This is a genomic window from Lysinibacillus sp. FSL H8-0500 (genome assembly GCF_038051955.1).
GTDB classification, from domain to species: Bacteria; Bacillota; Bacilli; order Bacillales_A; family Planococcaceae; genus Lysinibacillus; species Lysinibacillus macroides.
Map to the genome: position 1 here is coordinate 4,538,553 of NZ_CP150292.1, position 24,603 is coordinate 4,563,155.

19 protein-coding genes and 1 pseudogene are annotated in these 24,603 nt (G+C 34.2%); 2 read left to right on the top strand and 18 right to left on the bottom strand.

Translation table 11 applies throughout. The features are described from left to right. Positions 1 to 15: 15 nt before the first annotated feature. The 3 genes from MHB44_RS21845 to MHB44_RS21855 form a co-directional block, all read right to left on the bottom strand. Positions 16 to 933 carry a glutaminase gene (locus MHB44_RS21845; protein WP_341300876.1) on the bottom strand — a complete coding sequence of 306 codons (918 nt, stop codon included), beginning with the start codon at positions 931 to 933 and terminating at the stop codon, positions 16 to 18. Next, positions 899 to 1,873, bottom strand: coding sequence for an agmatinase family protein (locus MHB44_RS21850; protein WP_341300877.1), 975 nt, complete (start codon positions 1,871 to 1,873; stop codon positions 899 to 901). The genes MHB44_RS21845 and MHB44_RS21850 overlap by 35 nt, the downstream gene beginning before the upstream one ends. Positions 1,874 to 2,067: 194 nt before the next feature. Then, complete coding sequence (locus MHB44_RS21855; RefSeq protein ID WP_341300878.1) at positions 2,068 to 3,237, bottom strand: PatB family C-S lyase; 1,170 nt, start codon at positions 3,235 to 3,237, stop codon at positions 2,068 to 2,070. Between the two features lie 812 nt (positions 3,238 to 4,049). Between MHB44_RS21855 and MHB44_RS21860 the strand changes: the two genes are divergently transcribed. Then, positions 4,050 to 5,048 (top strand): zinc-dependent alcohol dehydrogenase family protein, encoded by a 999-nt coding sequence (locus MHB44_RS21860; RefSeq protein WP_341300879.1) that lies wholly within the window; start codon positions 4,050 to 4,052, stop codon positions 5,046 to 5,048. Between the two features lie 186 nt (positions 5,049 to 5,234). Here the strand turns inward: MHB44_RS21860 and MHB44_RS21865 are convergent, their stop codons facing one another. The 12 genes and pseudogenes from MHB44_RS21865 to MHB44_RS21920 all read right to left on the bottom strand — a co-directional run bounded on the left by MHB44_RS21865 (position 5,235) and on the right by MHB44_RS21920 (position 20,607). Further along, positions 5,235 to 8,567 carry a DEAD/DEAH box helicase family protein gene (locus tag MHB44_RS21865; protein WP_341300880.1) on the bottom strand — a complete coding sequence of 1,111 codons (3,333 nt, stop codon included), beginning with the start codon at positions 8,565 to 8,567 and terminating at the stop codon, positions 5,235 to 5,237. Between the two features lie 28 nt (positions 8,568 to 8,595). Next, positions 8,596 to 9,720 carry a restriction endonuclease subunit S gene (locus MHB44_RS21870; RefSeq protein ID WP_341300881.1) on the bottom strand — a complete coding sequence of 375 codons (1,125 nt, stop codon included), beginning with the start codon at positions 9,718 to 9,720 and terminating at the stop codon, positions 8,596 to 8,598. After that, entirely contained in the window at positions 9,717 to 11,174 is a 1,458-nt protein-coding gene (locus tag MHB44_RS21875) for a class I SAM-dependent DNA methyltransferase (protein ID WP_053996772.1), read from the bottom strand. Before MHB44_RS21875 ends, MHB44_RS21870 begins: the two co-directional genes overlap by 4 nt. 100 nt (positions 11,175 to 11,274) lie before the next feature. Further along, the gene (locus MHB44_RS21880; protein ID WP_341300882.1) at positions 11,275 to 12,459 is read right to left on the bottom strand and encodes an XRE family transcriptional regulator; all 1,185 of its coding nucleotides are present in this window, start codon (positions 12,457 to 12,459) and stop codon (positions 11,275 to 11,277) included. A gap of 27 nt (positions 12,460 to 12,486) precedes the next feature. After that, on the bottom strand, positions 12,487 to 13,260 hold the full coding sequence (locus tag MHB44_RS21885) for a hypothetical protein (protein ID WP_341300883.1): 774 nt from the start codon (positions 13,258 to 13,260) through the stop codon (positions 12,487 to 12,489). Positions 13,261 to 13,632: 372 nt separating this feature from the next. Beyond that, complete coding sequence (locus MHB44_RS21890) at positions 13,633 to 14,637, bottom strand: anti sigma factor C-terminal domain-containing protein (protein WP_341300884.1); 1,005 nt, start codon at positions 14,635 to 14,637, stop codon at positions 13,633 to 13,635. After that, on the bottom strand, positions 14,627 to 15,130 hold the full coding sequence (locus MHB44_RS21895) for an RNA polymerase sigma factor (protein WP_341300885.1): 504 nt from the start codon (positions 15,128 to 15,130) through the stop codon (positions 14,627 to 14,629). Before MHB44_RS21895 ends, MHB44_RS21890 begins: the two co-directional genes overlap by 11 nt. Positions 15,131 to 15,436: 306 nt before the next feature. Next, on the bottom strand, positions 15,437 to 15,946 hold the full coding sequence (locus tag MHB44_RS21900; protein WP_341300886.1) for a YfiT family bacillithiol transferase: 510 nt from the start codon (positions 15,944 to 15,946) through the stop codon (positions 15,437 to 15,439). 339 nt (positions 15,947 to 16,285) lie between these two features. Next, on the bottom strand, positions 16,286 to 17,584 hold the full coding sequence (locus MHB44_RS21905) for a citrate:proton symporter (protein WP_341300887.1): 1,299 nt from the start codon (positions 17,582 to 17,584) through the stop codon (positions 16,286 to 16,288). A gap of 706 nt (positions 17,585 to 18,290) precedes the next feature. Then, positions 18,291 to 18,761 (bottom strand): peptide-methionine (S)-S-oxide reductase, encoded by a 471-nt coding sequence (locus MHB44_RS21910; RefSeq protein WP_053996765.1) that lies wholly within the window; start codon positions 18,759 to 18,761, stop codon positions 18,291 to 18,293. A gap of 69 nt (positions 18,762 to 18,830) precedes the next feature. Further along, entirely contained in the window at positions 18,831 to 19,595 is a 765-nt protein-coding gene (locus MHB44_RS21915) for a class I SAM-dependent methyltransferase (protein WP_053996764.1), read from the bottom strand. A 278-nt stretch (positions 19,596 to 19,873) separates the two neighbouring features. Next, a pseudogene (locus tag MHB44_RS21920) lies at positions 19,874 to 20,607 on the bottom strand (SDR family oxidoreductase). A gap of 458 nt (positions 20,608 to 21,065) precedes the next feature. Between MHB44_RS21920 and MHB44_RS21925 the strand changes: the two are divergent. After that, a complete protein-coding gene (locus MHB44_RS21925) occupies positions 21,066 to 21,854 on the top strand; it encodes a geobacillin-26 family protein (protein ID WP_341300888.1) in 789 nt (262 codons plus the stop codon). Positions 21,855 to 21,890: 36 nt separating this feature from the next. Here MHB44_RS21925 and MHB44_RS21930 read toward each other — a convergent pair whose 3' ends face one another. The 3 genes from MHB44_RS21930 to MHB44_RS21940 form a co-directional block, all read right to left on the bottom strand. After that, a complete protein-coding gene (locus MHB44_RS21930; RefSeq protein WP_053996762.1) occupies positions 21,891 to 22,157 on the bottom strand; it encodes a hypothetical protein in 267 nt (88 codons plus the stop codon). Between the two features lie 715 nt (positions 22,158 to 22,872). Next, complete coding sequence (locus MHB44_RS21935; protein ID WP_341300889.1) at positions 22,873 to 23,874, bottom strand: LCP family protein; 1,002 nt, start codon at positions 23,872 to 23,874, stop codon at positions 22,873 to 22,875. Beyond that, entirely contained in the window at positions 23,864 to 24,391 is a 528-nt protein-coding gene (locus MHB44_RS21940; protein ID WP_341300890.1) for a sigma-70 family RNA polymerase sigma factor, read from the bottom strand. Before MHB44_RS21940 ends, MHB44_RS21935 begins: the two co-directional genes overlap by 11 nt. Positions 24,392 to 24,603 lie beyond the last annotated feature (212 nt).

The following is a 24,603-nucleotide window of genomic DNA, read 5'->3' on the forward strand; positions in this document are numbered from 1 at the left end:
CCTCTTTTTTTAGATTTAAGAAAATAGCTGCTTTAGGAAGTGAATACCTTTTGCACTATTTCCTTCATTGTTTAGTAATGGACTGTAAATACCTATCCCTATCTTATCGAAAGTTGGATATTGGTTACAAGAAGAGACATTATAAGAAAGTATACTTCCTGAAATCCCACTTTTCGCAGCGATTTGTTGATTGTTCACCGACAGAGGTGAATCACCATATAAACCACTTGCTAATAGTGCTTTATGTGCGTATTGAGCAGTAGCATCATAAGCAATTAGCTGTTGAAATAGATAACCAATTTTCGCTAAATCCTGTGTTGACATTTTTAATGAACATAAGGCCAGATAGCTTTCTAAGGTATTTTCAATCGTATCTTCTAGTAAATCCAACATTTTTAGTGTGTGTAAAATGTCTTTGTTTTGCTCGCTATGCTGCCTCTCATAGGATAAGACATCCTCATCAATTATGGTGACAACATTAAATTGCTGAGCTATAAATAATTTGATATTTCGAATTTTTTCAGGTATTGAATGACCATCAATCATAGAAGTAATCGTTAATGCACCCGCATTAATAAATGGATTTAAAATCGCACCATTTACATAAAATGCTGTAGCAGATTTTGTATTATAAGCAATAGAGGAGGCTGTAATCCCTACTTTTTGCCTCACCTTATTTACACCGTGTTGTTTTAATACATAAAACAGTGAGAAAAACTTTGAAATACTTTGAATCGTAAAATATTGTGGATATTGTCGATTGCTGAAAATATCCTGTTCTGAAAAAGCAATAGAAACTTCAAAATATTGAGAAGGCAAATGCTCTAATATCGGTAAATGCGAAGGAAGATAACCCTCAACTTGCTTTGTTTCCCACTCATATGCTTGAGCTAACCACTTAGGCGCGAACTGTGGCGTGTGCAGTTGTTTCATTTTGATTTTGCTTGTAAACGATATCGCCTGCTAAAGCATAGAGTAAAAGTGTTGAAGCAAAGTGTGCCGATAATTGAGTAGGGTCTTGCTGAGGGTAAATTTCAACGAAGTCCATACCAACAATGCCTTGTTTTGTTAATTCATATACGAGTGTTAATAGTTCATAGGACGTTAAGCCATTTCCATCCACTGGACCACCTGGATTAAAAGCAAAATCTAATACATCACTACAAATGCTTAGGTACACAACATCAACATCTTTAGAAGCTTGTGCATAGATATCCTTTGCAAGCTGACGAATATCCTGATGTTCGCGAATATCATTGACTGTAATTGTTACTGCCCCAGCATTTTTAGCATTTTTCCCGCTTTCAGGCTTGTTACGTGGACCATGAATCCCTGCATGAATAATGCTTTCATTACGCACATTTTCCTCTTCATATAAGCGCGCAAATGGACTGCAACGTGCAAATTGATCGCCATTGTGCGAAGGAAGGTTATCATAATGTGCATCTAGGTGAACAATACCGACTTTTTTGCCCTTTTGAGTAAGACCACGAACAATCGGATAGGTAACACCATGATCTCCACCTAAACCAATAATAAATTTCTCTGAATCCCAAAGCTCTGAAGCAAAGTTTGTAATACGGTTCATTGTTTCATCTACATCCGCAGGAACCACATCAATATCCCCTACATCTCCTAAACGAACATGTTCAAAAACATCGATATCATTTAATTCTGGTAGATAGCCAGAATAGCGTCCTGAGCACAGACGCATCACTTTTGGACCTAGTTCACACCCTGTATAATCACCCCAAGTTACAGCACCTTCCCATGGAATACCATAAATAACTGCATCCACCTGTGAGTAATCTTTTGTTTTTGAGAGATTTGTAGCACCTAGCATACAAGGTGTATTGCCATAAATATTTGTCATATTCTTAAACTCCTTTTAAAATTTTTAAAATTATTTATAAAATTATTAAAATCTAATTTTTAATAATTGTCAAACTATTTTTATTAAATTTCAAAATAAATAACTTAAATAATCAGAAATATGAAGGTATTAAAAATAAAAAAGCCTGAAAACCAATATTTTTTTCATTGATTTTCAAGCTTTATTTTTAAATCTTATAGTTGCGTTAAAGCAGCAGAGAAACGTTGTATAGCCTGTTCTATAATGGCACGAGGCGTCGCAATATTCATACGCACAAAGCCCTCACCCTGTGGACCATATTTTGAGCCTGGGTCTAAGGCTAATCCCGCTGCTAAAAGTTTTTCCATCATTTGCTGCTCATCAATCCCTAATGGGCGATAATCAATCCACAATAAATAAGTAGCATCAGATTTAGTGACACGAATACCAGGAATTTTTGATAATTCATCAACGGCATAATCCATATTTTCAGAAATATAGCTTAAAACCTCCTCTAACCAAGGTCGTCCATCTCGATAAACAGCGGCAACTACAGCATCAGCAAAAACATTTAAGCCATGGATACCATTGCTCATGGCATGCTCTGCAATTTGACAATGATTCTCTACTGTAGAAGAAACAAGCATGGCAGCTTGAATACCAGCAATATTAAATGTTTTTGTAGGAGCAATAGCAGCAAAAATCTTTGCTTTTTCAGCATCCTTAACAGTTAACATGGGTGTATGTTTTAACGCTGGATGAATCACCAAATCACAGTGAATTTCATCAGATAAAATCACTACATCGTAGGCAATGGCTAGCTCTACAATTTTTTCTAACGTTGAACGTGACCAAACAATTCCCCCAGGATTATGAGGATTACATAAAATAAATAGCTTACTATGCTGAAAGGCTTCTTCAAGGCGTACTAAGTCTAGCTGATAGGAGCCATTTTGTTCCTGTAGATGGCAAAACTCTACATGCCGTTTTTTTTGCCGTGTAATTTGAAAGAACGGCGGATAGACAGGTGGCGTCACCACAATCGTATCGCCTACATTCGTAAAACATTCAATAATATTTGCAATAATTGGAATCACGCCTGGGAGAAATAACATTTGCTTGTCTGGAATTATCCACTGATGATAGTGCTGATACCAATTTTGAATAGCTTGAATCGTTTCAGAGGACACAGTAGAATAACCAAAAATCGGATGCGTAAGACGTTCTGCTACAGCTCGTTGAATAATAGGAGGTGCAGCAAAATCCATATCAGCAATCCACATCGCTAGCATATTATCTGTACTTTGCACATTGTATACCGTGTCTAAAGTATCCCATTTAACACAATTTGTTTGTCGTCGACTAATAACCTCATTTAATATCAAGGAACACACCTTCTATTCTTGTAATTTTTTTGATGGGAGGCAAAGGCATTTTTAGAAGTGGTTTATGGCGAGAAAGCCTATTATTTTAGCTTACCTGTGAACTGGTGCTTCCAAACGCTTTACCTCTCCATACCTTCAAAATCATGATTGAATTTATTATAGAGGGCACACTAACTATAAATCAAATGAATATTAGATAATTAAATATGAAAATAATTCATAGAAATTTCAGATAAATCATTGTTACAAGTTAGCGATGGATGGCAGGTGCTTTAACTTTTTAACCCCATAAAAAAAGAGGCCGTAGCACCTCTAATTCTAACGCATTGTATAAGTCCCTTTTGTCTTAAAAGGTAACTTTCAGATCTTTTGCTGCTGACACTATGATTCCTTTTCATTTACCACCACAGGACAAGCTGTTTTATCAGGACATTGTTCAGTTTTAAATTCCTTCACAGTAACACTTTAATCTTTTAAGAATCAAATTAACTTCCAAAATTAATACTATTCAACGAAAATATGCGTACTATAAATTTTATTTTACATAAAGTAATATAAAGTTTATAAAAGAGACTAAATATTTTTCTATACGCTACGATCGATTTTAGAGGAGACTATTACAAAGTTTGAACTGCCTACCACTCTCTTTGTATTTACTAGATGTTATTTAACAAAAACAAATTAGCTAAACGGCGTACTTCTAATCGATAAGTACAGAGAGCCAAGGAATTCAAACTCACGCTAGCTGGATTGTACCTATTTCTAATACAATAGCATGAAAGTAAGATTTTAAAATTAAAGGAGTGACCAATTTGAAAGCCCAAATTATTCGATCTTTTGGTGAACCATCCGTTTTTCAATTAGAGGATATTTCTAAACCTGTACTAAAACCTGGACATGTACTTGTCGAAGTAAAGGCTTCAAGTGTAAATCCTATTGATACGAAAGTCCGTGCTGGTGCTGTGCCAGCAGTCGCTCCCGAATTTCCAGCAATCCTCCATGGAGATGTCGCTGGTATTGTATGTGCAGTCGGAGAAGGCGTTACGAAGTTTACCATTGGGGATGAGGTATATGGTTGTGCAGGTGGATTTAAAGGAACGTCTGGTGGGGCACTTGCCGCGTTTATGCTAGCTGATGTTGATTTACTTGCCCATAAACCGAAAAACTTAACGATGGTGGAGGCTGCCGCTTTACCATTAGTATCCATTACTGCTTGGGAAGCATTATTTAATCGTGCACGCCTTATAGCTGGTCAAAATATATTAATTCATGGTGCTACGGGTGGTGTAGGTCATATTGCCATCCAACTAGCAAAATGGATAGGCGCAAATGTTTATACAACCGCTTCTAGCGAGAAAAAGCTAGAGATTGCTAGACGTCTTGGTGCCGATGTAGCTATTAATTATCGAGAAGAAAGCGTGCAAGACTATGTACAAAAACATACAGCTGGAAAAGGCTTTGATGTGGTTTTTGATACTGTAGGTGGTGAAAACTTAGATCGTTCTTTCGAAGCAGCAGCAGTGCATGGAACAGTAGCTGCTATTGCTGCCCGTTCCACACATGACCTCTCTCCTGTCCATGCGAAAGGGCTCTCTCTTCATGTTACCTTTATGATATTAAAAATCTTGAATCCCGATCTACATAAGGATTATGGGGAAATTTTACAAAGGATCACACATGTAGTGGAGGAAGGAAAGCTACGTCCACTTGTGGATTCAACTATTTTTACGTTTGATGAGGTTGCAGAAGCTCATCAATACTTAGAGTCAGGCAAAGCATTAGGAAAGGTAGTTTTGAAAAATGAATGGTAAATACGCAATTTAGTAACTTTGTAAGAAAATTTGAGTACATTAATAATATTAAAATCAATTTAAAAGAGCATGTTTTGAAAATTAGTTAACCAAAACATGCTCCCTATTTAATGCAGAAAATTCACTAGAATAAATCAACAGTGGGCACTAAGTAACATAAGGTACCTGTCATTAACTTTTTATTCGTTAAGAAATAAACTCTGCATTAGCATTGATTTGGTCTATGATTGCAATAATTGATCTTACATCCCCCATATTCTCTTTAAAAAGAGATGTCAGACTACCTAGTGTACGGAACGGATCTTGTTGGAGTACTTGTTTATCCAGTATGCCATTTTTCACGACATAGTCCACAATTAACTCAACAAATTTTGCCTGTTGCATATTCAAGCGTTCTTCAGATAAAAACTCTGAAAATTCTTCTAAAGCTGCTTGTCGATCTAAACCTACTATGTTACGAACCAGCTTTGTAATCGGTGTTTGTCCAAAATCTTTTTCATATTGCTCTTTTGAACCTAATTCATGCCATAGAATATTTTCTAACGTGTCAACATCTTGCTTTGTAAGTCCCTTATTATGACGTAATTTATAAATAGCGATTTGATCTTGATGCTCTTTTAAATAATGCTCCACTTTCAAACGATAGCTTTGTAAATCATTCACATCCAATATAGAATCGTTCTCTGTTTGTTCAATGATTTCATCTTTAAAGTCTGTATAATAAATTTTTTGTTGCCCTCTTTCGATGAATTTAATTAAATCTCGTAACGCTTCACGCACCTTCTCTAAATCTTGAATAGATGAATCTCTCCAAAATTCTTCTTCCTGCACTTTTTGAATCATGTCTTTTTGCGCTACTACTTGTGGAATAGAGCCTAATTTAGCTAACATCTCTGCTGTACGCATTACTCGCCTAATAGGTTTTGTTGCATTGTGTGAATTTAATTTAGCTAATTCAATCGTGTACATTAATAAATCAAACCGCTTAGCTAGTTCATCATCTTCATAAGGGGTAACTAAAGGTGATACATGCTCTTTAATTTCATTTGTTTGGACAACGGATAATGCATGCCAATTATTTTTCTCCTTGTACTTATGCACATATTGAATATGTTGACGTACTCGAAAATTTTCATCATTTAATGCCTTGACATCTGTTACTAATTCCTCAACAGTTTCTTCTCTCAATTCCTGATATGGGCTCACTTGATATTCAACATCTTGTAATTCACGGACAATATCGACTTTTGAATTAAATAACTTTTCAGTTAATGTTTTTGATAACTTCGCCTCTGTACCATGCTGATTGGCACGGAAATATTCAAAATTACTACACCAATCAAATATTAAAAAGCTATCCTTATGCAGCCCTAAACCAAATAAATCCTCACATAAGCGTGTACCTCGTCCTATCATTTGCCAGAACTTTGTTTTAGAACGTACCTTTTTAAAGAACACTAAATTTACTACTTCAGGAACATCAATACCTGTATCTAACATATCTACAGAAATTGCAATTTGAGGCATTTTTGAAGTAGTAGAAAAATCATCAATTAAAGATTGGTAATAATTTATACTATAATCAATAACCTCTGCAAAATTACCACCATATTCAGGAAATTTCAAATCAAATCGTTCTTTGATTGCTAGCGCATGTCGATGATTTTTAGCAAAGATAATGGTCTTACCAAGTTTATCGCCACCTTCAATATGAATACCGTTCGTCATTAAACTTTCTAAAACCATATCAATAGTATTGGCATTAAATAACCAATTATTTAACGCTGAACTATCAATATCACGCACATTTGGCTCATCTTCAAAGACATCTTCAAACTCAGCCTTTTCCTCTTCTGATAAACTATCATAAACGATACCATCCTCAAGGAACTTTGTTTTTGTTTCCAATGTTTTGTAATCTACTAAAAATTTATCTTCAACGGCTTGTGATAATTCATAAGCATATGTGGGCACACCATTTTCTAAATTAAAAATGGAATACGTATTTTTATCAACCTCATCTTTTGGTGTTGCCGTCAACCCAACTAACATCCCATCAAAATAATCAAAAATACTACGATATTTCTGATAAATACTACGGTGAGATTCATCAATAATAATCAAATCAAAATGCCCAACTGTAAATAAACGTTTGCCTTCTTTTGTTTTAGTTTCATCAATGGCATTCATCATCGTTGCATACGTTGAAAAAATCATACGACTTTCTTCTGGATTTGCTTTACGCTCAAGTAAATTACATAATGATAAATTAGGCATCAATGCATTAAAATTACGCATTGCCTGCTTCACTAAAGCTGTACGATCTGCTAAAAATAAAATATTTTTCACCCAGTTATGCTTTGTTAAAACATCAACCAATGAAATAACGGTACGAGTTTTCCCACTTCCTGTCGCCATAACAAGTAGTGCCTTTCTTTGATAACGCTCAAATGCATCACAAACAGCAAGAATCGCTTGTTTTTGATAGTGTCGATTGGTAATTGCATCATTGATAACTATATTTTGCAGAGGTTTACGTAAAGTTCGCCGATCAATAAGCAATTGTATTTCTTCTTTATTGTAAAAGCCTGATGTTTTACGTGCGCTATAGTGATCGTGCCAAATATAGGTTTCATAACCATTTGTATAAAAAATAACAGGACGTAAGCCTTGCTCTTTTTCAATACAATCTGCATAAAGCTTCGCTTGCTGACGTCCTTCTTTCGGATCTTTTGATGTACGCTTTGCCTCTACAAGCGCAATGATTTTACCATTATCGCCACGTAGCACATAATCAACAAATCCTTCACCCGCAGTATTCGGCATACCATTGGCTGGATACTCTTTCTCAATATCTTGATCAAACTGCCAGCCTGCCAATTTTAAATCTAAGTCAATATACATTCTACGTGTATCAAATTCACTAAATGTATCTACCGTAAAGTGTGCCTCTTTTGTATGTTCAACACGCTTCTCTGTATATTGTTTACGCAGAGCTGCATTCTCTTTGCGCAACTCTTCCAAGTCTTTATCTTTCGCACTTAAACGCTCATATAAATCTTGCAATTCTTCAGGGCGTTCACGCTTTTCATCATTGGCATGCAAAATATTTTCATTAAAGGTTGGTGCTGTATAGTCATCCGCATAGCAGTAATCAATCCATGCTATAAATTGATGAAGGTGATGCAATGCTAATACAGCTTCATCATGTTTAATTGTCGCATTTGTATGTACAGCCGTATTTCCTAGCTTGACCACATATTTCATCATCGGCAATAACTCTTCATCAATAATACTTAAGAAATTGCGATCATGAATTAAACTCGATAAATTATCACGATACGGTACAACTACAGCATCATCAACTTGATACACCCATTTCACAGCAAGCTCAAGCGCACGACGTGTCAAAATCGCACACGTCGCAGGACTAATCAACATGGAGTTTTCCGCCTCTACACAAGCTGTCGCAAAGTTCTTAAACTGCTCTTTTTCTACTAGAAACCCAAAATTCGTCATTCACCTAACCACCTTTGTGACTAAAGTTTTACACTAATTCTTGGAAAAGCTCTCCTTTGAAGGCTTTTTGGAGGAGGGAGTTATATAAATTATTATAACTTTCCAGTGAACCTTTTAATTGCTCTCGGTATTTGAGAATTGATTGTATTTTATAAGCATAGTCATCTTGTAATTTCTTAGGTGGTAAATAAATATCTATAGCTTTCAGTTCTTGAGCGTTTATATTAGCCATTCCTACAATGCTCTTTGCTTTATTTAATAAAACTCTTTTCCCATATGCCGAATTTAAGTATGCTGCAATAAACTCAGCATTTGCCTCAATATTTGGAATTAATTTTACTAGATATCCTGCATAAGCATAAGGAATATCATTTCTGTATACTGCTGTTTTACCTACTAATTCCCTACTGTTTGTCCTATTAAATAGTAATTCTCCTTTATGAACTAAATACTTCTCTTGTTCTTTTTCATCTAAGTCTATATATTTTAAAGCAGAAAAATCCCAATTTCCATTATACGTAATATTATTCATCCGAAGAATTGGAAAGTCTCCTGACCCTTCATTAGCCTTTGAACTCGTTCCGTACTGTGTAGATTTAGTTAAATCAGCTATTTTACCAATCTTCCACCCTTTAGGATTATAAAAAGGATCGCCAAACATATCTAAAAACACACTTTGCGTTAATTCATCTAATGCTACGATTTGAAATTGGCGTTTTTTTATAATTCCATTAGATTTCTCCAAAACATTTACTATTTTACGTTGAATATCTATCTCAAATAATGGAATTTTAGCAGATGTTAAATTTCCTAATTTAATATATTTAATTACCCCACCTATAGTCTGTTGTCTCAATTTCTCAATATATTTCTTCATAAACCAATATAGGTATTTTACATCTAATATACTCTTATCTTTAGATTCAATAATATATGTTCTTTGATAAGCATCAAACTTCCCTTTATAATACTTTACGTTTAAATCACCATTACCTGCTACTAAAACACATTCAGTATCGTAAGAATATGTTGAAATTCTTAAAGGTTGAATCGAGCACGTAAAGAAGGGAAAAGCACCGTCAATAGTACTAGCATTAGCATCTAATCTTCCTGTCTTTATATTAACTAGAGACCCTAAATCTATTAAATTCATCTTAGTATCTCCTTTAGTTTTATTAATTCATTACATATTTCACTTTCCATTTTTTCTATTTCTTCTATAATTTCCACAGGATCTTTATATTCAATATTTTCATGTTCAATTTCCTTATACTTATTAATCGACAAATCCCAATCATTTTCTTTAATTTCTTCAAATGGCACAAAGAATGATTGCTCTGTGCGTTTGCGGTCTTTTTCGTTTTCTATATTATTATAGCGTGCAAGTATATCGGGAATATCATTTGCTTCAATTTCATTACGTTTATCGTCCAGTGAATAACCATCTGCTTTCATATCGTAAAACCATACATGATCTGTACCACCAGCATTTGTTTTCGTGAAAATCATAATTGCTGTTGATACCCCTGCATATGGTTTAAATACACCACTTGGCATTGAAATAATGGCTTCTAATTTATTATTCTCAATAATCTCCTGACGAATTGCTTTATGGGCATTTGAACTACCGAATAATACACCATCTGGTACAATTACTGCTGCACGACCACCTGGCTTTAAAATACGTAAAAATAGCGTTAAAAATAATAATTCGGTTTTCTTTGTTTTCGCTACAGCTAATAAATCGTTAGCAACCGCTTCATAGTCTAACGAACCTTTAAATGGTGGATTTGCTAACACTAATGTATATTTTTCTTTTTCCTTATTGTCCTCTGAAAGCGAATCGCGATACGAAATATTTGGTGCATCCACACCATGCAGCATCATATTCATTGCTCCAATACGCAGCATTGTTGTATCCATATCATTGCCATGGAACATATTTTGATGGAAATGCTCTTTTAAACCTTGGATCAGAAATAAATCACTATGATTTTTACGTAAATACTCACTTGCTGCTACTAAAAATCCTGCTGAACCCATGGCTGGATCAATAATAATATCCTCTGGTGTTGGCTTCATTAATGCCACCATCATATTAATGATATGCCGCGGTGTACGGAATTGGCCGTTTGTACCTGAGGTTGCTAGCTTTGATAATAGATATTCATAGACATCGCCCTGCGTATCACGGTCTTCCATTGGAATATTATCAATGGCTGATACAACACGCTGTAAAGTAGACGGCTTATTTATTTGGAAAATCGCATCTTTCATATACTTAGAAAATGCCGATTCATCTTCTCCACCCAAACCTTTAATAAATGGAAAAATTTCTTGTGTCATCTTATTGTACATATCTTCTGCATCGCCTAAGTTTTTAAAGACATTCCAGCGAAGATATGACTTCTCTTTCGGAAAAATTCCGTCATATGCTAGCCCTAACAGCTCCGCATCTTGCTCTTTCGCTAATTCTGCTTCATCCAAACCTTTCATAAATAATAAGTACGTGACTTGCTCAATATTTGTTAAAGGATTCGTACTCCCCTCTGTCCAAAGCGTTGTCCAAATTCCATCAATTTTATTTTTTAATTCGCCTGTAATCATCCTATGTCACCTATCCATTTTTATTGTTTAGTTCAAGTATAATACAAAACAAAAAAGAAGACTGCATTCTATTTTTAGAATAACAGTCATCTCACCTTGTCTACTTTAAAACCTTTAAATCATCAATTGAAAAACTTTTGAAATCCTCTTTAGAATATTTCTCAAAAAATGCCTCTTCAATTCCTGTAATAATTGCTAGAAAACGAATATCCACTTTTAGTTCTTCCATTAATTGCCCTAAACTGATTATTTTTTTATCGAAAAGCAATTGCAGAATACTTCTTATTTTCATAGGCCTTTCGAGAGGAATACTCGTATCTAAGGGCTCTTCTGTTCTATAGCCTCTTTTATTAATGGACATATAAAAATATCTGAATTGTTGATGTGTGATTAAATCCAAATTTCTCGCTCTCATCGCCATAGCTTGTAAAGATACTAGCCATTTCTCTTTTAACTCTTTATAAGCATCGGGATTTGAAATTTTCGCCAGTTTAAGAACATCTTCTGTAAAAGCTTCTGTAGGCATAAGAAACTCTGATGCAAATAAATATGCTTCATCTTCTTTAATTTTGTATGCTTGTTTGTCTAACATATTAAACTCTGTTTTATAATGCAACAATAAATGACCAAGTTCATGTGCCAAATCAAAATTCCTTCGCACAGCAGATTTTTTTATATTGCCTAAAACAATGTAAGGAATATCATCTTCCGACCATAAACTATACGCATCTATCGTATCACCAATCGATTTTTCAATGATAAATATTCCCGACTTTTCTAAATAAAACAATAAATTTTTGTTATCTACTTCAGATAATCTCAAATGTTTCCTAGCCATTTGCGCAATACGACGAATTTGTAATTCACGCTTTTCATGTTGGTTTCCATTTAGATACTCTAATACCTTTATACGCAAAGTTAAAATTTCATTGGGGGGATATTTTATTTTATTACCAATTTTTTTTATAAATGCATCTAAAAATTTCACATGCATTAACTCACTTTGAGTCTTCATTGCTGAATTCACTGATTCGGAACGATATGCAATTCTCTCTATACAAATATTCCTTGGCTGGTTATTCTCTAATAAATCATCTCGAAAAAAATAGGATGATTTGACATTAAATAAAGCTTTCATTTTATTTACCACTTCTAGCTTAGGAGACACATAACCATTTTCATATTGCCAAACAGCTTGTTCTGTAATATCCAATTTTTCTGCTAATTGAGATCTACTTAGCTCATTTAAAATTCGGATATTTGTTAAGCTTTTACCAATAAACAAATTAGTAGCTCCTCTCTTTTATTACTGTTAACTTTCTCTAGTTGTTTCGTCAATTTCATCCTCTGTAAGGGCAATATCATATGAGCTTGCATCATACTCTGCATCCATTGAGCTTTGTAATATCGCTTTCGTTTCTTCTTCCATTTCAATGATATGAGATGGTTTAGTGTTAATTAGCATGGACAAATCCTCAACCAAATATGCTTTATTATTTACTGGATTTGGCATCCAAAGCATAATAGAATGAATTAAAAATTCTTCATCAATTTCATATGTTACAATATAAAATTTTTCAAATTGCTTTACTACTTCATCTGCCTCTTCCTTAGAAATCAACATTTTTTGTGGGTCTTCAATCAATTCCAGTTGAATTGACTTTCTGTGATTTGCAGAATCAACTTCTTCTGGAAAATTTACATCTTCATTTATATAAACTAAATTTTCCATATAGGTTGCTTTTTTTGTCCTTGGACGACCGTTAGCATCTACACCTTTATCTACCGCATTAGGATCAAAATAACGTGCGTTCTTCACCAAAAATAGAGCTTTTTCGGCTTCATTTTGAAATTGCAGATACTGCCATGTAATACCAGCTTTAGATAGTTTACTAACGATGCCTAATTTTTCACATTGAACTGCTACATGATGGTCAATATGATTCCCTTTAACCCAAGCATATGCTCCATGTATTTTTAAATTTTTTGCAGCTTCTTTTCTAACTCTTAAATAATCCTTATACCCATCAATCACCCCATCCACAAAACCCACATTTAGATCCTCTGACAAACGAAATTTCTTCATTAAGCTACTCTCTCCTTTGTCTTTTACAAAAAAATGATTTAGATATATTATAATTAAAGTAAAAGTGATTTAAAAGTTATTTTCATTAATCCCCTTCTAATAAACTACTATGAAGGTAATTAAAAATGTTAATGGTCCGAATGGAAAAGAGCCATTTGGAAATCAATTTATTTTCCAAATAGCTCCTTCAGTAAGCCTTTTATAAATGGTCTCTTAATTAACACGAAAAACGTTGACCTATACTATATTTCCGTAGAAAATATGTTTTTGTTTTAATATTTGACCACAAATCTACATTATTTAAAAAGCCTTTCTAAATACAATTGAATCATTCCTTTTATAGAAATACCAATTTATTGCTCCTCAAACTTCCTATTTCCGATTCGATATTACCCCAAACGTAGATGCTTTTATATATGGCTGATCCTTTAATAACATAAGCTGCTCTGGTGTACCAGATACAACAGCCCCAATAATCTTTATATCATCGCTCTCCAATTTACCATCCTTCCCTACTAAAGCCTGATAAACCTGATTCGTTTCCCACTTAAAGTTCTTGCTTTTACGAAGAAGTTCAATATGCTGAACAAAACTATCAACTTCATTGTTTAGAGAACGTTGGGCTATTGGCTTTGATTGCTCCGATTGAAAGCCGTAAATAAATGGAGAAGTAGCTCGAATTGTACTCTGATCTTTCTCCAAAAATGCCATTATGTCATTTGTAAAGGCATCCACCCACCACCAATCTGCCTGTACTCCAGATGGTAGCTTATTTTTTATTTCATCAAAATGATAAGCTGTGTCAAAGGATATAGCTAACTCAACTAAAGTATTTTCCTCCAATTGTTGAAGCTCACTTATACTATCCTTATAAACATCATATGAAATTTTAGGATGGTAAAAGAACATTTCTCGATCGCCCGTATATTCATTAAACCGTTCCAATTGAGAAGTTTCTGCTAATGATTCTGAGCCTTCAAATTGGATTGGACTGGAAATATAATTTTGCGTAAGTTTGCCAAATAGACTGTAATCACTGTTAAGAGGCTGCCAAATATAAGGACGATGCTGCTCTCCAAGCACTTTATAAGTTGTTGTTGTTATTTTTCCACCGAACAAATTGTAATCATATAGCTGATTACTAATTTGAACATTTGGGGTACTAATTTCATTAAATAAATGAATATCATCCATTACCTCTTGGGCACTATTTATTGATGCATGGCGAAGACTGTATAATAATACTACGATAATAATTGGCGTAATGAGAATTGTTATTCCCACTATTTTAATTGTTGACCAAAGCTTTGCCTTTCTCATTATTTTTTTCGTCTGTTTGTCATCGAATAAAAAATTAGGCTGCTCCTTATCCATCATCCATCTCCTCCTGAAAGCGTTTTGTAAATTCTTCCCTTGCCCGTCTAACATGCGTTTTTAATGTATTTTCATTTTTACTCATTAAGGCTGAAATCTCTTTATACGATAATCCTAGCTCATATTTAAGGACTAATAATTCCTGATGTAGGATAGACAACGTTTCAAGCGTGCTTCTTATATCCTTTAATCTTTCATTTTTTAACGCTTGAATTTCAGGAATATTTGTCAATGCGGTCAATTGCATTTCATCCAATTCCGTTGTGGGATGACGCTGCTCTTTTCTCTTAATATCATAAAATTGATTGGTGGCCACGCGATATAGCCAGCTCATGACTTTATCTGATTGAATGCCATCCTTATGTAACAAAAATTTATAGCATGTATCCTGCACAATATCTTCCGCATCCTCATGGGCTAATCCCCGCTTTCTTAAATAGCGGTATAGCAGGATTCCTACCTGCTGTAAAAACTCATTCATTGATTGCTTCGCCATGTCCCCCTCCCTTCTGCCTATACAACGCACAGCTTAACGAAAAGTTTACATGTACTGACAAATAAAAATTTTTATTTCATATAAAATGAATGGAGGCTTGTGCTTTAGGCAGAAACCTACAGAAGCCAAGATTATAGGAGTTTTTATATATGAGAGGATTTAATATAATGCTTAATTTCGCATCAAAAATAATCTAGGTAAAGGCAGCAGCGTAATTTCTTTCTTGCACAGCAAAAAAATTATCCCCCCTCAATAGAGGAGAGATAATTTTCAATGAACGTGTAAGCCTTTTGACGATCAGACATATTATTTTGCTAAGGCGATTTTTATATGGGCTAGGTGATGCTCTTCATGCCAAGCAAGTTTTGCGAGCTTTGTTGCGACCTTAATTTCACCCGCTTGCTGATGTGTAAAGGTGCGACTTAATTGTTCCTCCATTAAGCTATTCCCTAAAGCAACAATACGCTCATTTATGCCTTCTAGCATTTTAATTGAGCTTTCTACAGGAAGCTTTGTGTCTGGTTGAATCGCCCATTTTTCCTCATCAAAAGCAGGCACAGTCGGATTATTATCCGTTAACGCAAGCTTCAAGCGTTGATACATATTGAGCTGTGAATCGGCAATATGATGGACAAGCTGACGCACATTCCAGCTACCATCACGATACGTTTTGTTCAGATCAGCATCACTTACACCATCCACTGTTTCACGTAAACGCTCTGTATATGTTGCGATTTGCTGTAACCACTGCTGCACATCTTCCAGCGTAACATGTTCAGGAACTTGCAATTGACCAATTGGGTATTTGACATCCATTTTCCATCTTCCTTCCCTCTTTTATATTAGCTTTAACTATACCTAATAGACCTAGTTGTTGCACTCTTTTTATTTTTCATTTATGCATTCTAAGTACAAGGATACAATTTAATTAGCTATTTATAGTTTATTAACAAGCATTGGAACCTTAGAATAAAGTTTGTTTAAAAATCTTCACATACTGTGCCTGAAATAGCACTTTCCCTTTTGTCTTCAGGAAAAAATTCAAAAAGCATATTATCTAATACAATTAATATAATCTATGTATCGACAAAGTACAGTACACTGTTACTTTTCCATATATTCAGATATTTCAAACCAAAGATATTCTCTACTAACTTAAAACGAAATAACACCTAGTAGGACTGCTGCAATGGTCATGACGATGTTCGCTCCAAATGCCCATTTTAAAAGGAATTTTTGATGCTCTCCAAAACCTACCCCAACTAACCCGATAAGAATAAAGGTCGCAGGAACCAAAGGAGACAATGGATAGCCAACTGTTGAATGACCTAACAAAGCTGCACGTCCTATTTCAACAGGATCAATGCCAAAACTAGTGGCTGTTTCACTGATAATCGGAAGAATTCCAAAGTAATAGGCATCAGGTGAAAAGACGAAACTAAGAGGGATAGTGGTTAATGCCACCACTACAGGTAAATGTGCACCAAGCCATTCGGGAATCACCAAAACGATTGTAGAAGCCATTGCATCCATCATACCAGTGCCACTAAATACACCAGTGAATATGCCTGCAGCAAAAACTAGTGTACTAATCAGCACAAAGCTATTAGCATGGCTTAAAATCATTTTTTGTTGTTCTACTGGATTAGGGAAGTTGACAAGCAAGGCAATCGCAAATGCCGCAGCAAACAAAATCTGAATTGGTAACACTTCCATAACTAACAATACCATAAGCATAATTGTCAAAATCAAGTTAAACCAGAATAATTTCGAAGCTGGTTTACTATCCACCACTGTAGCGGCTTGTTCTGCTACAGCCCTAAAAGATTCTGGTTGCATAACCCCTAATCTTTCCCGTTCCTTCTTCCCTAGTATATAGGCAACAAAAAGTGTCCATAAGAGACCCGCAATCATCACTGGGATAAGCGGAATAAATAAATCATAGACTTCTACCTGAAGGCTAGCTGCCGCCCTTACTAACGGGCCTCCCCAAGGAATGATATTCATAACCCCAGCCGCTAACGAAACAACACATGCTAAGACAAGTAGGTTTAAACCTAGTCTTTTGTAAATCGGAAGCAATGCTGAAATTGTAATCATAAACGTTGAAGAACCATCTCCATCCAAACCTACTAATATTGTCATAACCGCAGTAGCTAAAACCAGTTTTAATGGATCTCCTTTTACAAAATTAAGGATTTTAGCAATTAGAGGATCAAATAAACCAACATCAATCATCAGACCGAAATATAAAATAGCAAAAACAATCATCACTGCCGTAGGTGTTACTTTTAAAATACCATCCATCATCATCTGCCCCATGTCAACGCTAAACCCACCAATTACGGCAAAAGCTACGGCAACCAAAACGAAAGCTACTACCACTGATAGCCGCTTCGTTAGCACTAACAGCAGAAAAGTTGCAATCATACAAAACCCTAAAAAAGACAACATTTATACTACCTCCACTTTTGTATAACAAGAAACACATATTTTATCGTCTGAATATGAGGAAAATCCCTTCTATCTAAGAATTCTCCCCCTACGAGTTTCCACTCTTAATAAATAACAATTGTCTGGAAAATATAATAATAAAAATATTCAAATAATTCTATTTAAAAATAAATTCTCCCTCATGTTGTCTATTTTCTACTCCATCTGTTTTATTGTTTATCTGATTTAAAAAACACTATCAAACAAAAAACAAATGCTTTTTATTATATCATCTTAAAAGGTAAAGTTATACAATAAAAATAGTGAAAGAGAAATTCTTTATAGTAGCTTATATACATGTTTGGAATAAGCTTGATCATTTTAGTGAGCTTTACGCTATAAAAACGCTAAAAAGCAATAGTAATATTAGAGGATAGTAACAAACGCGTGTACCAACATCACCGACTATAATAAAAGTTCCCCCCAGTGCGTGATACATAAATTTGTCCTTATTCACCCAAAGCCTGAAAGATACTATTTTTTAGTTGGTAAAAAACGGGATAGTCGTGACCCATACTTCGTTCGCTCCACATACTGAACACGATTTCAGATACTGCTTTGGTAGATCGATAATAAATAAGAGCCTTACTACATTAAACATGTAATAAGGCTTTTAAAGCAGACAGAATTGAATTAACACGCCCAAGCGTTGCATGAATAATCCTTCTTACCTGTACTTATTTAATAGTTCTTCTGGAATATGACAATAATCATTTGGACATTTAGCTAATCTATCTTGATGTTCTTCTGCACTTCTTATGTAGTTGGTAAGCGGTAATACTTCAACAGCGATAAAGTCATAATCATTTCGCTCACGAAGAAACGCTTTTGCCTCTTGTAAGTGTTCAGATTTTTCACTATAGACGCCTGTTCTGTATTTCTCCCCAACATCCTGCCCTTGTTTATTCAAGCTATAAGGATCAATAATTTCAAATAAATACCCCATTAATTCCCTAATTGTTACAACTGTCGGATCAAATCCTGTTTTTACACATTCGGCGTATCCATCATAATCTCCCTCAAGTGTATGACTTGTTCCATTCGCTCTTCCTGCTTCTGTAAACTGAACGCCAGGTAAAGTTTTTACAAAAGCCTGTACACCCCATAAACATCCACCTGCCAGATATACTACTTCCATATGGATTCCTCTCTTTGTTTAAATTGGTAGTGCCATACCTTAACTCCCTTTAATTAAAAACAGATTTAGCTATTTAACTGCTAGAATAGTAAATTCCCATGGTATATTTTCATTTTTCCAACCACGATGCTCATCAAATTTCATTAATTTGAAACCAGATGTGATGACAGAATTGATGATCTCACTAAGTGTATAAAATCTTACAGACACATCAGGAAAATCCTCTTGTTCATGCTCATCAAAGAAATGCTTATATGCTAAGTCTCCATTTTGTAATTTCTTATCAAAATAACCTTGTTGGATTTGATATTGGATTTCAGCGTTAGGCCCTTTAACTATACATCTTCTTAAGGGATGAAAATCGCTTAGAAGCATTTCACCACCATCTTTTAGTAATGAAAACAGAATAAACATGAATTGATCAATATCATGAAAATAGTGCAATATACCACCCTCTAAATAAATCATGTCAAAATGATTTCTATACTTTGTTAAGTCAATCTCATAAATATCAGTGACAATATAATGAATCGAGGTATTTGCATATTCTGCTAATTCTAAGGCATATTTTTGGTTTTCTGCTGAAATATCAAATACTGTTACCTCAGCACATAATAATGCTAATGGTACTGCTTTTCTGCCATTTGAACCACAAATATTTGCAATCCTCTTTCCTTCAATATGTTCAAAGTATTGTTTGTGCTTTTTAAGACATGCTCTCGGGTTTTCTAATATCTGAATAGCCAAATCCTTTGGCGTACCGTTACTTTTGTTCCAAAATTCATATGCTCGGTATTCCCAAGCCTTTTTATTTTTTATGCTTTGCTCATTCATCTTCAGTAAGACCCCTCCTCAACAGAACTTTGATAAGCTTTTACTATTCGTTATGATATTCGATTATCCTGCACATAAAATGAAAATGACGCTTATCCTTGTTCTAGGATAGCGCCCTATAATTGAATGGCGTTCTATATGGAAGAATCAAGTTGTTTTGCCCAATCCAATATCCTTAATATCTGATAAACTTCCCCTTCCAACTCTACGTTTTACAATAAATAAGAAGAGCCCATATTGACCTTAGATACTGTTAGCACTTGAAAATCAAACTCAAATTATCTTAGATACCCTCCATTATTTATATCAAATGTCGCCCCTGTGTAATGCTTGGCTCTATCTGATAATAAGAAGATAACGGTATGTGCAACATCCTCAGGCATTACAGGGGTTTCGATGAGTTGATGATTGAAATACTCTTCTTTTCTCCAATCAGGTATTGTATCCATCATCGGAGTGTTTACCATCGTAGGCGTAACAGCATTAACTCGGATGTAAGGGAGAAATTCATTGCATTGCTTTTAGTTAAACCTAGTATCGCAGCTTTTGATAACTCATAAATTGCAGCTGAACTTCCTTCAATCCCTGACACTGAAGACATATTTACAATTACTCCTTTTCTTTGGCTCTTGAGTAGTTTTTTCCCAAACATTTGTGAGAAATAAATAAAGCCCTTAATGTTTATATCTAGGACCTTATCAATTTGATCTGCTTGATAATCCAGTATATTCTTCGCCAAATAAATCCCTGCATTATTAACTAAGCTATCTACATCAGCATGTTCTGTTTCAACATATACAAAAAAATTGGTCACTTCTTCATATTTACTTACATCCAACTGATATGTATGCAGTACATAATGGTCATCCATTGACCGCTTCAATTCCTGTAAGGCGTTTTCATTAATATCACAGGCAATTACTGAAGCGCCTTCATGTAAACATTGTTTAACAATTTCTTTGCCAATTCCAGAAGCCGCACCCGTTATTATTACTGTTCTATTTTTAAGCATTTCTATACGCTCCCTTTCTATTTTTTTGATTGTAGCAGGGGCATAACCAATTTTAAACTGCTCCCCATCAAGTAGACAGGTGTAGTTTTATAAAAAAGATTGATCATTCATAATAAAGTTTGATTAAAAATCCTATGTTGATATGTAGGATTTTTTGTTCAACAAACGGGGCATATTGTTGAATAAATAAACCCGCCTATTTCCGTTATATGGTCATAAAAGATCAGTTTAGTATAAGAACGATATTTGACTAACATTGTTAAATGCACAAGATATAGCAATAGACAGTGTTGATTATCGTTTAAGTACATGTATGTCATAGTAATCGTCGTATACGTAAAGTGTATAATTAATTTCATAATTTTCATATTTTTCTGAATAATAAAATAAATATTATTTTATTATTCAGTGTTATTATTACCTATGAAAGAAAAAATTGAAAAGATGGTATATATTACATGAAATTCATAACAAAATTAGTAGCATTTTTTGCGCTTTGCTTCTTTACGGTAGTTTTACCTATGGGAACAGTTCAAGCAGCAGAAGAAGTATCAACTCAGACAATTACCTTTGAAGATGGCACTACAGCTAATATCTTAGTTGATAATGCAAGTACACGAGTAGTTGAAGCAAAAGATGATAGTAATATCTATATTGCTACAAACGATAAGCAGACTAATAACATTACAATCGAAACTTATGACTTAGAAAGAAACCTATTATCAACAGAAGTTTTAGATGGTAATCAAATCCCTACAGAAGAAAATGATTATAACTTAGACAATCTTCCATTTGAAGAAATTCAAATTAGTGAGGAAGATATTCTTTTTGAGAATGTCATGCCACTTGCTGCACAATCCAACTATAAACTTTTACAAACTGTAAACTTACAAGAAGCTTATGGTTATTGGATCTATAGCACTAATCAAGGTGAAATTTGGATGATTAAATTACGTACTGGTGAAATGAAAAGTACGTTCTACAAAGGGGATAACAAAACACACTTTAATGATTTCAAAAGATCAGTAGACAATTTTATGGCTTCAAAGAATCAACTTGTAGCTAAAGTTGGGACTGGAATTCTTACTACTATCGCCACTTTATATCTTGTTCCAGAACCAGTTTGGACTAAAATTGTAGCTACTTTGATAACTATAGTGGGCGCAGCAATTGCTTATGCTGAGTGTAAAGCAATGTTTGACGCTTATAGTGACTCACGTCTTTACTATTCTCGTGTAGTTCAATAAATAAAAAGCAGTGGAAGAAATTCCACTGCTTTTTATTTAGAAGTTCCAAAAAATAGCCAATACTATCAAGAATGAAACAGCAGAAGAACCCGTAAATAAAACTTTTGAATCTTTGACGATGCTTGATTTTCTTAATAATAGCCCAAGTGTCCACAGTACGATAATAATTAATAATATTGTTATAATAAATTGTGCATTTATAAATGAGTCGCTCATGGCGCTATAAATCAATGCTTTTAAAGATAAGTATAAAAACATTATTAAAAATAAGTTATATCCAATAACCATCATTAACTTTTTCATAATATCACCTCGAAATTAATCATTTCTTACATACATATAAGTATATCATTCCTTTGATAAACAACCAAATATTAAGCATAATGTTAAAAGATAACTCTATTTCCATCTTACTGAAATTGAAAGAAATATGAATATCATGATTAATAAAAAAGTCACAAGTGTTTTATACTCTCAATGGCCGCTCCTATTGAATATTATAAAGAATAATTAATTGTTAGTTAAAATCCTAATTATTTGATTCTTGAGTCAACATGTTAGATAAAGCTTATTTTTAGGATTCTATTAAATTAGCTAGTAGCAGCTTATCTTGCCTCTAAGGGATTTAATTATAAAGTATTGTCCGTCATTCATCGAAAAAGATAAGGAAGATCATCAAATTTTCATTCAGAGTGACCTAGGTTATCAACATACCTCCATCTATTTCAAGCGAATGATAGAAGATGCGAAGATGGTTCACAGTATGTCTCGAGTTGGTCGATTTATGGATAACGGACCAATTGAGGCTTTGTGAGGTTCACTTAAAATGGTAAAATATTACTTAAATAATATGATACGTACACCGCACTCGAAACAGCCATTGAGACATATGTTTTGTTTTACAGCAATAAATGTTGCCAAGAAAAGTTAAACAGCTTGAGCCCTTTAGAATTCAGGGATCAAGCCGCATAAAATAGTTTTATTCTTTCCACTGTCTACTTGAAGGGGAGCATTTCATTTAGTTAAATGTAGTTAACTCCTCCGAAATAGCATGTAAAAAGTCTTGCTCAAACCTATATATATGTTTACCTTCAGTGCTATTTAATGTGATTGAGTCTGATATCATTCCATCCCTTAAAGCAATCGATTTTATAGAATTCATTTTTATTTGATTCTTTAACAATGCATCCAGCGATACATTGGCTTCTATTTGAGTAAATAGTTTGTTTAATTGTGGTTGTGGAATATTGTTTTCTGCTTTCTTCCAAATAGCGTTCATTAGATTTATTAGGTCTTCTTCATCTAAGCTATTTCCCTCTGTAGCAGCTATCATTAATGACACAATCTGTTCTCCGTTCAAATGATTTATGCCCTTTTTGAATTCAAATGCCACTTGCGATATCGCTCTTGCTCGAATATCCTCTGACAAGTTGTAATCTATCCCATTTATAGAATTAATTAACATTGAAATGGTTTCTAAATCAATAACGGCATAATCATCAATTGGTAAATTAAATAGCGTGGAAACAGCGGTTCTTACATTTTCAGCACCGCCAAAACGATAAGCAAATAACAATTTATCGTACAAAGCAGTTCCATCATCTTTATCCCCTACTTGTACATAGGCATCATAAGGAAGCGATACTACCTTCATCATTTTCTTATCTTTACTATAAGTAAGTAAAAGATTAAGATATATTCGATTATCCATGTCTTTCGACTTCACCGTAATTAAAGTAGTGAAATATTCAGCTTCTGGTTCATTTACAACACTTTCTCCATTAAAGTTTCCCGAAAGAATGGATGGCATAAACAAAAATATACACAAGCCTAGCACGAATAAAGAAACTGTCAGTGGCACGAATTTTTTGGAGGAAGAAATAAAAGATTCTTTGGGCGTATTATTATTTTTTCCTAATTTATGAATTTGTTCAAATACTTCATCACGGTCTTCTTTCGAAAATTTTAGTTCTTGGGTAGATGTGCGATCAAATTTGTCTCTTAATCGTTTATCTTTCATTCAGCTCTTCCTCCTTTATCATTGGCGCTAATCTTTGTTTTGCTCTTCTTAATCTAGTTTTCACTGTATTCACCGAAACCTCCAAAACCTCGGCAATTTCCTCTGTCTTTAATGAATCATAGTAGTAGAGATAAACCACTTCCCGATACACCTTTGGAAGAGCAAAAACTGTATCTTTTATTTCTTCATGATTGTATTTATCGATAACGGCCTTTTCTGTTGATGGTAATATGGATTTTGCTGTGTCATGTATAAAGCTTTTTACCTGTACCATTTTGTGATGCCAGCTTTTTAAGTAATCTTTACATTCGTTAATGGTTATACGGTAAAGCCATGTTTTGATTTGTGCATCAAATCGAAACGAATCAAGGTTTTTATAGCATTTAATGAATGTATTTTGAACCATATCCTTTGCAATCTCTGTATCTTTCACATATGAAAATGCTAATCGTACCAACTCATTACCATATTCAATCATTATTTTTTCTAATAGAAAATCTTTTTCTTCTCTGTCCAATCGACTACCCTCCCTTTTAACCTACTTCAAATTCTGCTATTAGACGATTACCAAATCATAATAGGTTCAATTTTAAAAATTATTTATTGCTAAAATACAAAGCCTGTATCTTAGATGACCAAGGAATCATCGATACAGGCTTATTGATTATCATTATTCCATTGTAAGCGTCAAATACTACACACCTTCTAATAATTGTCGTGTTTTGTGAT